This window comes from Cupriavidus sp. C1SS-2L (assembly GCF_057073735.1).
Window position 1 is genome coordinate 279,475 of the sequence record NZ_CP172710.1, and the last position, 14,482, is coordinate 293,956.

12 protein-coding genes and 1 pseudogene are annotated in these 14,482 nt (G+C 58.8%); 4 read left to right on the forward strand and 9 right to left on the reverse strand.

What is annotated here, in order from left to right; genetic code table 11:
- Together ACIGJG_RS31995 and ACIGJG_RS32000 are read right to left on the reverse strand one after the other, a co-directional pair.
- Window positions 1-2,565 carry a DEAD/DEAH box helicase family protein gene (locus ACIGJG_RS31995; RefSeq protein ID WP_483674085.1) on the reverse strand — a complete coding sequence of 855 codons (2,565 nt, stop codon included), beginning with the start codon at window positions 2,563-2,565 and terminating at the stop codon, window positions 1-3.
- 188 nt (window positions 2,566-2,753) lie between these two features.
- Window positions 2,754-4,505 carry a hypothetical protein gene (locus tag ACIGJG_RS32000; protein ID WP_483674086.1) on the reverse strand — a complete coding sequence of 584 codons (1,752 nt, stop codon included), beginning with the start codon at window positions 4,503-4,505 and terminating at the stop codon, window positions 2,754-2,756.
- A gap of 43 nt (window positions 4,506-4,548) precedes the next feature.
- Here ACIGJG_RS32000 and ACIGJG_RS32005 point away from each other — a divergent pair.
- A protein-coding gene (locus tag ACIGJG_RS32005) for an IS3 family transposase (RefSeq protein WP_483673311.1) occupies window positions 4,549-5,714 on the forward strand; the annotation gives its coding sequence in 2 pieces (ribosomal slippage) (window positions 4,549-4,813 and window positions 4,813-5,714; 1,167 coding nt in all).
- Between the two features lie 256 nt (window positions 5,715-5,970).
- The gene (locus ACIGJG_RS32010) at window positions 5,971-6,321 is read left to right on the forward strand and encodes a hypothetical protein (RefSeq protein WP_483674087.1); all 351 of its coding nucleotides are present in this window, start codon (window positions 5,971-5,973) and stop codon (window positions 6,319-6,321) included.
- A 177-nt stretch (window positions 6,322-6,498) separates the two neighbouring features.
- On the opposite strand, the gene ACIGJG_RS32015 is transcribed toward ACIGJG_RS32010, so the two are convergent.
- The 7 genes from ACIGJG_RS32015 to ACIGJG_RS32045 all read right to left on the reverse strand — a co-directional run bounded on the left by ACIGJG_RS32015 (window position 6,499) and on the right by ACIGJG_RS32045 (window position 11,510).
- Entirely contained in the window at window positions 6,499-7,413 is a 915-nt protein-coding gene (locus ACIGJG_RS32015) for a hypothetical protein (RefSeq protein ID WP_483674088.1), read from the reverse strand.
- Between the two features lie 56 nt (window positions 7,414-7,469).
- Window positions 7,470-8,192, reverse strand: coding sequence for a hypothetical protein (locus tag ACIGJG_RS32020; protein WP_483674089.1), 723 nt, complete (start codon window positions 8,190-8,192; stop codon window positions 7,470-7,472).
- A 347-nt stretch (window positions 8,193-8,539) separates the two neighbouring features.
- The gene (locus ACIGJG_RS32025) at window positions 8,540-8,785 is read right to left on the reverse strand and encodes a hypothetical protein (RefSeq protein ID WP_483674090.1); all 246 of its coding nucleotides are present in this window, start codon (window positions 8,783-8,785) and stop codon (window positions 8,540-8,542) included.
- Between the two features lie 129 nt (window positions 8,786-8,914).
- Window positions 8,915-9,397, reverse strand: coding sequence for a hypothetical protein (locus ACIGJG_RS32030; protein WP_483674091.1), 483 nt, complete (start codon window positions 9,395-9,397; stop codon window positions 8,915-8,917).
- 302 nt (window positions 9,398-9,699) lie between these two features.
- Window positions 9,700-9,954 carry a copper-binding protein gene (locus ACIGJG_RS32035; RefSeq protein WP_483674092.1) on the reverse strand — a complete coding sequence of 85 codons (255 nt, stop codon included), beginning with the start codon at window positions 9,952-9,954 and terminating at the stop codon, window positions 9,700-9,702.
- Complete coding sequence (locus ACIGJG_RS32040) at window positions 9,860-11,038, reverse strand: TolC family protein (RefSeq protein ID WP_483674093.1); 1,179 nt, start codon at window positions 11,036-11,038, stop codon at window positions 9,860-9,862. The genes ACIGJG_RS32035 and ACIGJG_RS32040 overlap by 95 nt, the downstream gene beginning before the upstream one ends.
- A 70-nt stretch (window positions 11,039-11,108) precedes the next feature.
- A complete protein-coding gene (locus tag ACIGJG_RS32045; protein ID WP_483674094.1) occupies window positions 11,109-11,510 on the reverse strand; it encodes a copper resistance protein in 402 nt (133 codons plus the stop codon).
- A gap of 394 nt (window positions 11,511-11,904) precedes the next feature.
- On the opposite strand from ACIGJG_RS32045, the pseudogene ACIGJG_RS32050 reads away from it, so the two are divergent.
- Both ACIGJG_RS32050 and ACIGJG_RS32055 read left to right on the forward strand, forming a co-directional pair.
- Window positions 11,905-13,082, forward strand: a pseudogene (locus ACIGJG_RS32050) (IS110 family RNA-guided transposase).
- A gap of 117 nt (window positions 13,083-13,199) precedes the next feature.
- A protein-coding gene (locus ACIGJG_RS32055) for an IS3 family transposase (protein WP_483673311.1) occupies window positions 13,200-14,365 on the forward strand; the annotation gives its coding sequence in 2 pieces (ribosomal slippage) (window positions 13,200-13,464 and window positions 13,464-14,365; 1,167 coding nt in all).
- Window positions 14,366-14,482 lie beyond the last annotated feature (117 nt).

Genomic DNA, 14,482 nt, shown 5'->3' on the forward strand with positions numbered 1-14,482 from the left:
TCAGGCTACCTCATGGATCTCGAATCGCGCTGGCGGTACGGCATACGCGACGCCCAGCAGCATTCTGGCATCGCCGATACCTTCTGCCCAATCTCGCGCGATTGTCTGGTCGATCTTGTTCCAGTCGAGGGCGAGTACCGTTGCCTCAAATTGCTTTGGCGACGCCTTGCGCATGAAGCTGAGGAGTCCAGCGGCAGCTTGGAAGTTTCTGTGCGTGCTGCACGACAGTTGGGCTGCGAGGTCCTTCGGCGACCAACAGGCGCAGATCGTTCGCCCCACCTGCCGCATGCGCCGAGAGGGCGCCAACCTCCCTACATAGATCTGTAGTGGGTCGTAAAGCCTCAACGCGTTCCACACGATATCGCGTAGCTCGTCGAACGCATCATGAGGGTCAGCTCGCAGCCGATCAGCGATGGCCGGGATCAGCGCTTCGATCAGCGTAAATCCGAACGCTGGTTCGAAGTAGCAGAAATGTTCGCAGAAATCCGCCATGACCGACAGGTAGGCGTCCTGCGGCCAGGTTGAGGCCAGACTGCGACACGCGTCGCGGTCGACGTGTTCGAGATAACAGGTCTTCCACACATCATCTTTTCCAGCCCCGATCTTGGAAAGCAAATCGGCGATCTCGCCGGCGTGCAATGGAGTCGCGGTACTGATAGCCCGAGCCATGACGCATGGATCAACTAGCGCGACGATGCTTTCCCCGAGCGTCTTATCAGCATTGAGTACATTATTGATGACGCGGCCGATCGCATAGCATGCGCCTTCAGGTGCCGCCTCTATCCATTCCGCAAGAGTTTCCTTGTGGCTGCCAATCTGGCTCAATTCATCCGTCAGGTAATCATGCAGGTTGCTGAGTACCCAACATGCATGTCTAATATCGAGTGGGTCTGTCGCAGACCAACAGCGCTCCAGGATGGGCGTCAGCCATGCCCGCTGGACCAGCCAACGCCACTGCCCATACCCGCCCGCCGTCGACAGTTCACCCAGCAACACAGCTAGGCCAGCTAACGGCATCTCGCCGTCAGCGAGGACCGTCTTAACCACACAAGCAACCATCTGACGCTCTTCGGCCGAATGCCCCTCAAGAATGCGTGCAAGTAGAATACTGGCGAGACGCTGATGCGGACAGCGAAGATCATCAACACTCAGCAAGAATCGCTGCGCTACCAACCAGTTTATCGCACCATTGCTGTCGGCAATCGGCAATGCGTCTCCAACTAATTCCAGCAACGCCCCGCGCGAACAGTGTGCATCACGGGCTGCCAACTGACGAATTGCCGCAGCGGCGAGCACCAAGTCCGCTCCAGCTGCACGAGCGGAACTTGCCAATGCGCTCGCCCGTCTCCACCCTCCCCCAAGGATGAAACAAAATTGCCATGGGTAGAGCGCCTGCTCCGCCGCGTGTTCAAGGCGCAGATCGAGCCGCTCGTCCCCCGGACGATCGCCGATCCGATCGTCGGCGCGACGAACGGCGGCCAGCGTCGCTTCGGGCGAAGCCCGCAAGCCGTCCGCAATGACCCGGACAGCGCGCTTAGCATCGAGCTGAATGGCGCCAGGAAAGCCCCCCCTGTCGTCGGAGATCGTATACGCGCTCAACACCCAGCGCGATGCGGTCGCCCGCTCCTCCAACTCCCGCAGTAGCGCAGGACGCGTCAGATGCGCGTCATCGACGATATAGAGAGTGGGATCTGAACTCTCATCAAAGGGAGGAACTCTTCCCATCGGATCAGCCAGCCGTAGCACCCGCCAGCCACGATCGAGCATTTGGCGTGCCACCTGAAGGACTGTAATTGACTTCCCAGCGCCGGGCACGCCCGCGAGGCGAGCAGAGCCAGCCCTCTCTAGGTCGGCAGTCAGCAGAGCTACCTCAGGAAGCGTGGGACAGGCCCCGACATCTGCCGGCCCGAGCGAACGCCCCATCAGCGCAGGTCCGAGATCACGTGCCACCTCGAACTGAACCTCAAACCATGCAGACACTTCGGTCTCGGCTGCTGCTGATCGTGGCAAGAACGCAATAAGGCCGCGCCGAATCTGATCGAGTTCGTCAGCTCTTGGTAGCGCACGCAGCGCTGCCATGATTCTCGGCAGATCACCTGCATACTCAGGATAGATTTCTTCCACCACTGCCTGATGACTGGACAGCAGCCCTTGAATCGTGTCCCAGCCGACGGCCACGACGGGAAACTTACCTTCCTTCTCTCGGCGTTCGGACACAAGCCGAGCATGTTCCTGAAGTGCGGCGTCGTTGGGAGCAGTGGTAGCAAACGTCCAATGTCCAAGCGTAGGTTTGAACTTCTCTGCCTTGGTGAGTTCTGCATCGAACTCCGCGATAGTAGCCTTGGCTCCGTAGCCCTTGTTCTTCCCTTTGCACTGCACGCCAAAACTATTGCCTGGCGCGACCTCGGGCGTCCCATAGACATCGACACCGTGCTGCTGTTGTCCAGATCGACCGTTTTTCTGAGCGAGAGGCGCCTTCCACACAGCGGCAAATAGTGCGCGAGTCAGATCTTCGAACCTCTCCCACGACTTTGGTGGTGGAATCTGCTTTTCGATAAAGTCCATTGCACGGTCACTCTGTTGATGCTCGTACGCCTACTTCTCAGCACCGCAGATCGAATGCGTGTAGATGAAGTCCTTGGTCTGCACGGCTTTCACCTTACGGTCAATCACGGTGTCGACATCAGGCGTTTTCACAATCGAGGATTCGGCGCGAGCGCGTCCGCCGCCTTGCTTACGAGAAAGCCGGAAGCTCAACGGCCGCGTGGGCCGTTGAGTAATTCCTCAAGTTTGTTCGCCTCGGGAACGCCAAGACCAACTAACTCTGCCACGGTATTGTCCACATCGGCGCGAATTTCCGCATCGGCGTCGATTGCCATAGGGGCCAGAATACTAATCCTTTCGATGAAATCGCACCATCGCTTACCGAACCCATGATCGACCCAGAATGATCGAGAGTCAGGATAGGTTGCGAGCCAGATCTTCCCTGCTTGAACGAGGAGACCGAGATGCTCCGAGCGTGGCGCAACTTCCAAAAGGTTTAACAGGACGAGGGCGACAAAGGGCGACGGTCCGGACTGAGTGAGTCGAGCCAAGACTGTCAAAAACGGCCCGAGCCGCTCCACGCCTTTTTCGAGGAGATAGCTCTTCGTAGGTGCGACAAAGTTGTAGTCGTTAAAGAATAGCGTGGCGATCGCCGGGGCGATGTGCGTCTCAATGGACGTTTTCTTGGTGCCCTTTAGACGCTTCCATCCCCAGGTTTCCATCATGCGGTCAACGAACCCCGATCGAACGGCAACAGCAACTGAAGCATCCAAATCGCCGCCACCGAAGTAGACCGCGTCAAAGCTCCGCAAGAAGTCAGCGAGAACATCGAAGAAGTTCTGATCCGGTAGTACTGCAATCGGTCGTACGAGATCTGCGACCTCAGTCGCGTTTAGACCGACCGTGCAACGAGCGGTCAGCGCAAAGAAGACGCTATTCCATTCCGATGGTGTGTCGTCAGCTTCCTCCCCGTCAACGAGCTCGCCACCATTTGCTGCAATTGTCCAAGACATGTAGGCATTAGCGACATCGCGAAGCCACGGCAACTTGTCTGCGTTGCCAAGTTCTTGCATCTGGCGTAGCCACAGCGCCGCCGTTCGGTGGTAAATCTCTTCCTCTGACGGCAATTCTGCAGCTTCGGGCGGATCTTCAACCTGCATGGGAGTCACGGGCAATCGAAGACGTCGTCTAGGACGGGTGTGCGCCTTGGGAAAAACAGGCCACGCAGGCTCGGGGCCGGCCCCTTCCAGCCATACCATTTCCGCATCAACTGCGGTTGCTGCAGCCGCCTTCCGCCGCTCGCCACGGGTAGCATTTTCCTCCTCAGAAATATCCCACTTGCGGACGGGAACGATGCATGCACGGAGCGCGCAGCGGAGAAGTGCCCGAGGCAGGCGCTCATCGACTCTCAACAGTGCTTCGATTGCAACGCCGAAGCCGTGAGCAGCTGCATGGTGACCTTCCGCCGCCACCGCGAGCAAGGCTTCTACATCTGCTTGAGTGTTCCAGTGGGCTAGGGCATAGATGAGTCCGGCATAGGCGATTGCGACCGGGTTAAAGCGAAGGCCAGGTCGAACCTGATGCACGGGGTCGTGGCCGTCGGACGCGAGCGCGTCCTGCAACCGGGCACGCGCCCAGTCGCCATGCGTATCCCGCAAGCTGGCATCCCCGTCTCGCATGACCATCATCGCGGCTGCAAGCACGGCCTCCGGCCGCATATTTGGCGACGCGTCATTGCTATCATCGTCCGTCGACGCCGTAGGTCTTGGAGCGGGAGCGTTGGCCCAGGCTACTGCGACTTGAAGTTGCTCCGGCGAGAATCGGGAAGGATTGTCGATCCCAAGAGTGATCGCGCTCTGCATCGCGAAGTCGGACGAATTGGCTGCCGCCGCGTCCCGTAGCGCTTGCAGGTGATCCTGTTCTGCAGCCGGAGACTGAGGTAGCCTGATCGAGACAGACACGCCTGGTCCTTAGATTAAGATCGTGGATCAGGAGCGCGCGAAGATGAGCAAGGCAAGACAGACGTACACGGAAGAGTTTCAGGCAGAGGCCGTGAGACTGGTGCTGGAACAGGGGCTGACGCTGCAGTCGGCCGCCCAGCGTCTTGGGATTCCGAAGGGCACGTTGACGAATTGGGTGTTGAGAGCCAAAGCGCCTGGAGCAACAGCGGCACCAGGAGGCGTGACAGTGGCGGAGCTGGCGGCGGAGAATGCGAGGCTGCGCAAGGAGCTGGCAGAAGCGAAGCTGGAGCGCGATATTGTAAAAAAAGCCGCAGCGTACTTCGCCAGGGAATCACTGCCCGGTACGCGTTCGTGAGGCAATGGCGAGAAGTGTATCCGGTGAAGATGATGTGCCGGGTATTGGGAGTCTCGCGCAGTGGTTATTACGACTGGACGCACAGACCTCACGGGCTCAGTCCGGAACAGGAGCGGTTGCATCTGGCGATCCGGGCGGCCCACAAGCGCACGCGTCAGACGTATGGCACGCGGCGCCTGCAGCGAGAACTGGCTGGCGATGGATTCATGGTCGGTCGTGACCGGCTGGCCCGACTGCGCAATGAGATGGGGATTCGGTGTCGGCAAAAGCGTCGATTCGTGGCGACAACGCGCTCGGCACATAATCTGCCAGTGGCGCCCAACCTACTGGAGCAGAAGTTTGAAGCCGACAGGCCAAACGCCGCGTGGGTGACTGACATCACGTATATCGCAACCGACGAGGGGTGGTTGTACCTGGCAGGAATCAAGGACCTGTACACATGCGAGATCGTGGGCTACGCGATGGGGCCCAGAATGACACAGGAACTGGTAGGCGAGGCGCTGTTCCGGGCGGTGCGTAGCAAGCGGCCGCGGCCCGGCCTGATACATCATTCGGACAGGGGTAGCCAATACTGTGCTCACGGCTATCGCAGGTTGCTGGCGCAGTTCGGCATGCAGGCATCGATGTCACGCAAGGGAAATTGCTACGACAATGCGCCCATGGAAAGCTTCTGGGGCAGTCTGAAAGCAGAGCTGGTGTACCACCATCGGTATGCCACCCGGATGGAAGCCATGGCCTCTGTTCGTGAGTACATTGAAATTTTTTACAATCGCCAACGGCGGCATTCCAAGTTGGGGTACCAAACGCCAGGCGAAGTCGCTGCAAGCTACCTCAATCGACTAGCTGCAGCATGAACCAGACGTGTCCGCTCTAGACAGAACACCTCACCAAGCGATGGTTGAGCGCAATGAGTCGCGTATCGTCGTTATGTCCACGCATCTCGCGGCGCTCGCTCCTGCTAGCGCGCTACGTCATGTAGCGGCAGGAAGACGCATCGCGCTCTGCCGAGGTGATCACGTTGATTGGCAACTGGGAGCATTGGTCTTGGTGAGGATGGCTCGGTCGGATCCGACGCTTGTTCCCGCCTTACTTGAACCACACTACCATGGAATGGCGCAGGCGCTTTCGCAGCCTAGCCCGACTTTCTACAATGAAGGCCTGCTGTTTCTACGTCTCCTCGTGCAGATCGAGCCTGGTAGGTCAACTCGGGTGCTGGATCATATCGATGTTGCGAAAGCCCAAATTGGCTGGCGCAATGCGATTCGCGGACGTGAGAACAATCGCGAGCCTGGCGCAAAAGCGCAAGCGCGACAGGTTGCTTCTTTGCTGATCGAGCAGGCACTTGATCGCAGCGACGCTGTCGGAGAGCTTGCGCGTAAACTACGGCGTGACTTTCCTGTTCAGTCCGTACCCTTGGCGAAGACTGTTGAGCCTATAGACCTAACTGAGCCAATAGAGTGAGGACGCCGACGATAGCTTGGGGCAATGGTGGAGGCGCCATGATGCTGTGCATGCGACGCCCCCTTGATATCTTGATATGCGATGGGCTCGCCAGAGTCGCCGCCCCGCAAATTGCTCCATCCGCCTGTCGGTGTTGGGCCCTGTCAGCCGCAGCCGCGCGACGCTGGCCCACCGTGGCTAAACACGAGCCCAGCCAATTTCGCGGATAACGAATGCCAGTAGATGCACGGCCAGTTGCGCATCCTCCTCTGAAACTGGCCTGAGCCTTCTGTGCTGCGCCTCGTTATCTTTTCCGCGAGGATGAAGGGTTCGAACGATGTCAAGTGCATTGCAAAGCGCGATCCGAGGCTCATCTTTGTAATGCAACTGGATTGCCTTAATGCATTTTCCTAAATCTTCCTTTAATATTGATTCGTCGCCTTTCGATTGAAACAGCCATCGTGATGATAGAACTGTGCACGCATTTCGACATTGATCGACTACGGATGTTGGTATCTCTCTGTACGCGACACTGATAACTCTTTCGATGACTGAATTTACAAGAGAAAGGCTATCTGGCAGAATTTTCGTATTGTCGAGTTCTGGCAAGACACCAAAAGCTGATTCAGCTCGTAAGGTTACCAGGATACCTAGACTGGCTGTACGTTCAGTCTGAATAATTCGCCACAAAGAATGAGCGTCAGCGACACCGAGAGCAAGACGAAATCCTTCACCTCTATTTTGTTTTTCCAATAATTCAACGCATTCAATATAAAGGTGCAATTCCTTATTTATCTTACCGTTGCTGCGGGCATTATCCAAATCGGAATGAACTGCAGGATGTGCATCTACCAATGTGCTTTCCCAACCTTGAATTCCGTATTTTTGGAATAGCCGTCCTCGTCGAATACGGGAGACCGGGTCAAACGACTCCTCTCGAAATATCCATGTGAAGGGGTGGCTTTCTAAGCCCACGGGTAGTTTCTTGAAGTCGGATATGGTTTCGATGAGCGTAGCTTGCGACAGCACCGGTGTCGGTAAGACCAAATAAGACGGGTGGTCCCGACCTTCGTAGACCAGGCCGGTGGATCGCTCAATTCCAAGACGTGACATATTTTCAGGCTCGCTTCAGTGTGTCGGGCTCGAATTTGTAGTCGCTTATCTTGCTCCTACTGCGGCGGTGTCGTTGAGAAAGGCCTAGCGCTCGGGTCACATTTGCTGCTCGAACGCGAGTCGCGCCGACCCTTGTTCCTGGTAAGCCAGCGGTGGACTTGAAGAAATGACCGGCGCAGTAAGCGGGGGATCCATCTGTACCCTGCATTGAACATTTCCTCCGCGTCGCGGTAGAAAGCAAGCATTGAGAAAGATAGGCCAATCATAGCGAGGGCCAAAAGCAGAAGGGTTGCCATTCCCAAGACGTCCCAGCTTTTCCAATGCATCACAAATCCGATTATCGCCAAGGGAAACAGTATGCCGGCTGCCACCGCGAAGGATTTGACTACACTCCAGATAACGAAGGCGATGCTCTGTTTGAAAAGCACAGGAGCAGTAGCGCAGCCCGATAGTCCACTCAAAAAATAGCTGAGAATTTGAGGCACTGAAACCAAGGCGGCTAGACTTGCGACGATCGCGATGTCGGTATTTAGGTCGAGCATCACATGTAGCAGGCTACCGATGAAGGTACCAAGTGTGCCTTGAAAAGTTCCACGTTCGTCGATCCAGCCCGTATAGTTTGCCCATAGCGTCACACCTGTAGTGGTGGTGAGCGCGAGGGAAAAGAAATACCAGACTACCCTAATGTCGCTACCATTCTTGTGCCGCAGCTTTGCCGCTGCATAGAGCCCGATAATCAGAGCTAGTGCCGGGATACCAAATGATAGAATTTTTGCCATAGTGGATGTTTCATAAGTGCCCACAGCCTTAATCAACTACCATCGGCACGGCGTCCTGCAACCCGGCCCCTTACGCAGGGAGCCAGTACCCATGAGTTTACACACGACTTACCGGAAAACGAAGTTTCGTTGGTTTGCGTACTCTTGTTCCTGCACAGTTGTGGGGTGTCTCCGACCGGCCATAATCAAATTTGCTTCCAGTCGCAAACCGACGGTTTCCACAGCAAAACCGTGACTATCACTATAGTAGTGAACATAACGCCCGGAGAACGAAATTTTCCTGTAGCGGGGAGGGAGATTCTGTTCGAGGCTCGGCGAACGCAGAGGGCCGCCGACGCCCCAGCCCCTCAGCCAGCGATCGAAGCGCCTGCTGAGAGCACGACAGCACAGTCGAAATGGGCGGCCTCATACACGGCGTTGCACGCCCACACTTCTTGCCCGCCTCGGTGAAAGATCACCCACTTGCCGTCGCTGACGCACTCGGCGCCGGGGAAGACCTCATCGTGGCGATTGCCGCCGTCCAGCGCGAACGGGGCGTGCGGCACGGCCCAGTAGTGGCCGCTCGGTAAGACTTCGATCGATTTCCAGGACATATTTTCAGCACCGCCAGTTGCGAACGCGCAATGCCGCCGCCGCGAAAAAACGGATCGTGTCAATCCTGCCAAGGCGTGACACCGTCGCGCGCCCCCCCTCGTGTAGTCTCACAGACTATCGCCTCTTGCTTATCCAAGTGCAATGCCGCCATGGCGCCCACCCTCCGCATCGTCGTCCGAATGCTTGGCATCGGCGCCATCCTTGTCATCATCGCGGTTGTCTCGCGTGAAGTCTATCCGCAAGTCACCGCGGACGCTGACCTTGCCGGTGCAGTGGAGGAACCCGCGGAAATAATGTTGATCCGCTGCGAGACGATGCATCACCGCCTGCAGCATCAGCACCGGCGCGCGGACACAGAGGCTGCGGACGAACTCCCACGGGTTCGTTGTCGGGAGTCTTGACGCGGCGAGCTTCGGCGGAAAACGCCGCGTTCGCAGCGCTGGCGGGTGGTCGACTTCCGGCGGCAACCACCGAGCCAGAGGGCTCAAATTGTTTTTGCCTCCTAGACTGGCTTGGACGTCAGAAGAGGGGGCTCTCCCTGTAATTTCACGGTCACGAAAGTATGCCGTCAAGGCGATGCCTTCGCCTTCGGAAGGCTCTTCGCGACCCATCTCAGCCGTTTGCCTTGCCCCTGCATGGCGGCGGCTATCCGCCCCGAAGCGGACACGAAAGTCTAAGGCGAGCAATTTGGCGGGTTCGCTCAGGCACGGCTGCCAAGAATAATCTTGTGAAGGACTGGGGCGGTAGCTGCGCAACCGGCTGCATAGTAACGCTGTCGATTTCCGCAAAAAATCGAATGTCTCGAAGCCCTCTTGCAACACGTCGTTTTACGTGAGCCGTCCGGCGAAGACGCCGGACGGCTACGAACGTGGGCTTCCTGTTTGCTCTGTGACAATCTCAGGCGGCGGCAACCTTAGCGAGGGGAAATTTCCGTCACAGTCGGTGCACCTTTGACCGAGTCGAAGGTTGCCTTCACCTTGTCCCCCTTTTTCAGGGTAGCCAAGCTGGCTTTGTCCTTTACCGGAAACGTCATGGTCATGGCCGGCATTCCCAAGTTCTCGATGGCGCCGTGCTTAAGGGTGATTCTTCCGTTCGCCGCATCTATCTTGCGCACTTCGGCGTCTACAGGTTTTGGTGCGGGCACCGTGCTTTGGGGCTTCATGCTCATGCGTCGCTAGGCCGGGGCAGCCGATCACGGCCACCGCGGCAGGGCTTCCCGGGCAGACGCTGGCCGGCAAGGTCGATGCCATTCTCCCGGACGTCAACCTTGGTACGCGTACGTTGAAGGTCCGGATCGAGCTGCAGAACAGGAGCCGGCAACTGGTTCCGGGTATGTTCGTCAGCATTCGTTTCGCAGCGCAAGGTGGCCCGGACAAGACATTGATCGACGCCATGTTGGAGTAGGCGGGGCCGCGTTGGCTGTACTTTAATTCGACCGTGACATCGGGCCTCCTGCCATCGGTCGCGACCCGCACATCGGCTTCTGCCAAGGCGATGTTTCGCTGGGAGGCGGCCATCTCCGGCACGGCGTTCAGGTCGGCCCCGGCGAGTTGCTGCACACGAGACGGCACGACAAGTGACGGCCGTTCCGACAGAGGCCGGCTGCCTGCCTCTCCCACCCATCGCGCGAGATTGGCGGTGGCGGCCTCGATGGCGGCCCGATTCTCGTCACGCCGGTCGTGCAGTTTCTGGATTTCCATTTCGGCCGCTAGCACATCCGCGCGCGTGCCACGCCCACTCCGGTACGCGGCCGTGGCTGCCTCCAGCTCGAGTTCGAGCGGGTGGTTATGGTGGCCGAGCAGCACATCGGCCTGCTCGGCATACCAGCGATCGAGCCAGGCGGCCGCCACGCCGCGCTGGACGCTGGCCATGCCAACGGTTCGTTGCGCCTCGGCCGACGCTGCCTCGGCCTCGTAGCGGTCTGAGCGGGCCTTGCGTTTGTCAGACCGGGTGAATTCCTGCGCAACGCTGATCGAGCGCTGGGTCATGAAGTCCCGCGTAAGCGAGAACTGGTCCGGCCCAGTCACCGGCACGTTGTCGAGTCCGAGTTTGAGGACGGGGTCCGGTAGCTGGCCGGCCGCGACCGCCATCTGCACGGCGGATTCTACGGAGCCACGTGATGTTTCGGCGTTGGCGGCGCGAGATGTCGCCAGCGCTACGGCTTCCTCAAGGGAAAGCGTTGATGCTGGCTGGGCGTGTACAAAAGCTGGCGCAACCACCAACGCCTGCAGAAAGCGAAGAGGGAAATGCATAAAGCCTCCACGAGCAATGACAGCCGTCCCGGATCAGCGGGACAGCACCTGGATTGCGTCGTTCAGGAGGCTACGTGCGATAGCAGCAATGGAGGATGGAGAGCGGCGGTGGCGGAGCGCGAGCAACGGCTGCGCCTCGAGCCAGAGTGAGATAGTCGGCGGCGGGAACCGGGGTTGGTTCGAGCACGTTCCCAAGCACCGGCAGGAATGCCGGGACCTGTGGGGAAGCGTGGTCTGCGGATTTTGAACCGAGCTGACAATGCTCCAGGCAGAGCCCATCGTGCTTGCCGCCACTGTGCTGCGCCTCCGCCGCCATCTCGGGGCAGGATTCGGTCATGCCGGCCATGTCCTCCATGGCCTGAAGCGAATAGCGGGCTCCCGTACAGGCATACGCAGCCGCTGCCAGTTGCACTGTCAGAAAGGCGACGATGAGGAGGCCGGCCATCCTGAGCCGGTGGAGGGAATTGCGCACGCTTTGCTTCTCGATCTGGCGTGAATGGTAGCAGCGTTTGGCCGCATCGGGAGGCTTCCCGCTGCGGCCGCATGTCGCCCCCAAATTGCAGCTAATCGGTTCCGGCAAGCCGATGCCGAAGGTTCGCAGGGACCCGGAGTACCGCTCACTTAGACGGCTGCCATCTTGGCTGGGCCCCGAAAGGCCGTTTGAAGCCAGAGGGTCGGACGTTCGACGGAGTCGAACACGACGACCGGAACTGGCCGTAGCCCCTACCGCGCGAGCGGTTTAGGCAGTATGACTCCATGTGGTGGCTGGCCCGCCGTGGGGAATCAAACGCGGGTTAGCATGGCTGCCAGAGCCGCATGGTGTGGCCTTAGTCCACACCCCGGGGATTTCCAGCACGGAGGCCAGCATGGGAAACGATAGCACGGTGTACGTCGGTCTCGATGTACACAAGGAATCGATCACTGCAGCTTATGCCATCGGCATGGGAGAGGTGGAATTGCTAGGCAAGATCGGCACCTCGAAAACGGATGTTGACCGCCTGTGCCAGCGCATACAGTCCAAGGCGCAGCACGTACGCATCGTCTATGAAGCAGGCCCTTGCGGCTATGGCCTCTACCGCCAACTGGTCCAGAGGGGATTCGACTGCATAGTGTGCGCGCCATCACTGATTCCACGGAAGCCTGGCGAGCGGGTCAAGACCGACCGGCGCGACGCGCTCAAATTGGCGCGCTCGCTGCGCGCCGGTGACCTCACAGCGGTGTATGTTCCGGGTGTCGAAGACGAAGCATTCCGGGACCTGGCCCGCGCATGGACTGCCGCCAAGACGGATCTCAAGCATGCTCGCCAAAGGCTCAAGTCCTTTCTGCTCTCGCACGGCGTGCGCTACGCCGGCAACGCCAACTGGGGGCCCGCACACCGCCGGTGGATAAGCACGTACTCCTTCCCCAATCCCTGGCAGCACCTAGCCTTTGACGAGTGCCGCCGCACCATCGAAGACAGGCTTGCACAATGCGATCGCCTTGAGGCCGCACTACGAGAGGCCGTCGTCAACTGGCGATTCTATCCAGCCATACTCGGCCTGCAGGCCATGCGAGGTGTGCAGTTCACCACCGCCGTGGGCATGCTTGCCGAACTCGGAGATCTGTCGCGCTTTGAGCATCCGCGTCAACTGATGGCCTGGCTTGGCGTTACTCCCTCCGAACACTCCTCCGGAGACCGGCGTAGCCAAGGCAGTATTACCAAGAACGGAAACAGCTATGCAAGAAAATTGCTGGTCGAGGCTGCCTGGAGTTACCGCTATCCCGCGCGCGTCAGCCCTGATATCCAACGTCGCCATGAAGGCATTCCTAAACCAATCATTGACCGTGCATGGGATGCTCAGGTTCGCCTATGCCGGCGGTATCGCAAGCTCGCAGCGCGCGGCAAGAACGTAAACATCGGCGTAGTCGCCGTTGCGCGAGAGCTTGCGGGGTTCATCTGGGACATCAGCAGACTCGCCATGTCCCTTGCCATACCACGCCCCAATGCTCCCGCTGCCTGACGCTGGAGACCTTTGCAACCATCTGGACACGAGGAGTTCCCTGAAGGCGGCGTAGCCCGGCACCCGAGCAACCCGCGATTGGACTATGCAACTGAGGTAGCCTGATCGAGACAGACACGCCTGGTCCTTAGATTAAGATCGTGGATCAGGAGCGCGCGAAGATGAGCAAGGCAAGACAGACGTACACGGAAGAGTTTCAGGCAGAGGCCGTGAGACTGGTGCTGGAACAGGGGCTGACGCTGCAGTCGGCCGCCCAGCGTCTTGGGATTCCGAAGGGCACGTTGACGAATTGGGTGTTGAGAGCCAAAGCGCCTGGAGCAACAGCGGCACCAGGAGGCGTGACAGTGGCGGAGCTGGCGGCGGAGAATGCGAGGCTGCGCAAGGAGCTGGCAGAAGCGAAGCTGGAGCGCGATATTGTAAAAAAAGCCGCAGCGTACTTCGCCAGGGAATCACTGCCCGGTACGCGTTCGTGAGGCAATGGCGAGAAGTGTATCCGGTGAAGATGATGTGCCGGGTATTGGGAGTCTCGCGCAGTGGTTATTACGACTGGACGCACAGACCTCACGGGCTCAGTCCGGAACAGGAGCGGTTGCATCTGGCGATCCGGGCGGCCCACAAGCGCACGCGTCAGACGTATGGCACGCGGCGCCTGCAGCGAGAACTGGCTGGCGATGGATTCATGGTCGGTCGTGACCGGCTGGCCCGACTGCGCAATGAGATGGGGATTCGGTGTCGGCAAAAGCGTCGATTCGTGGCGACAACGCGCTCGGCACATAATCTGCCAGTGGCGCCCAACCTACTGGAGCAGAAGTTTGAAGCCGACAGGCCAAACGCCGCGTGGGTGACTGACATCACGTATATCGCAACCGACGAGGGGTGGTTGTACCTGGCAGGAATCAAGGACCTGTACACATGCGAGATCGTGGGCTACGCGATGGGGCCCAGAATGACACAGGAACTGGTAGGCGAGGCGCTGTTCCGGGCGGTGCGTAGCAAGCGGCCGCGGCCCGGCCTGATACATCATTCGGACAGGGGTAGCCAATACTGTGCTCACGGCTATCGCAGGTTGCTGGCGCAGTTCGGCATGCAGGCATCGATGTCACGCAAGGGAAATTGCTACGACAATGCGCCCATGGAAAGCTTCTGGGGCAGTCTGAAAGCAGAGCTGGTGTACCACCATCGGTATGCCACCCGGATGGAAGCCATGGCCTCTGTTCGTGAGTACATTGAAATTTTTTACAATCGCCAACGGCGGCATTCCAAGTTGGGGTACCAAACGCCAGGCGAAGTCGCTGCAAGCTACCTCAATCGACTAGCTGCAGCATGAACCAGACGTGTCCGCTCTAGACAGAACACCTCAAACACAATCCTTGCGATTTGCGACTTTAGGTAGCGGCAGGCTCAAGGGGCGGACCACCGTAATGCGGCAAGCAATCCGCGGATA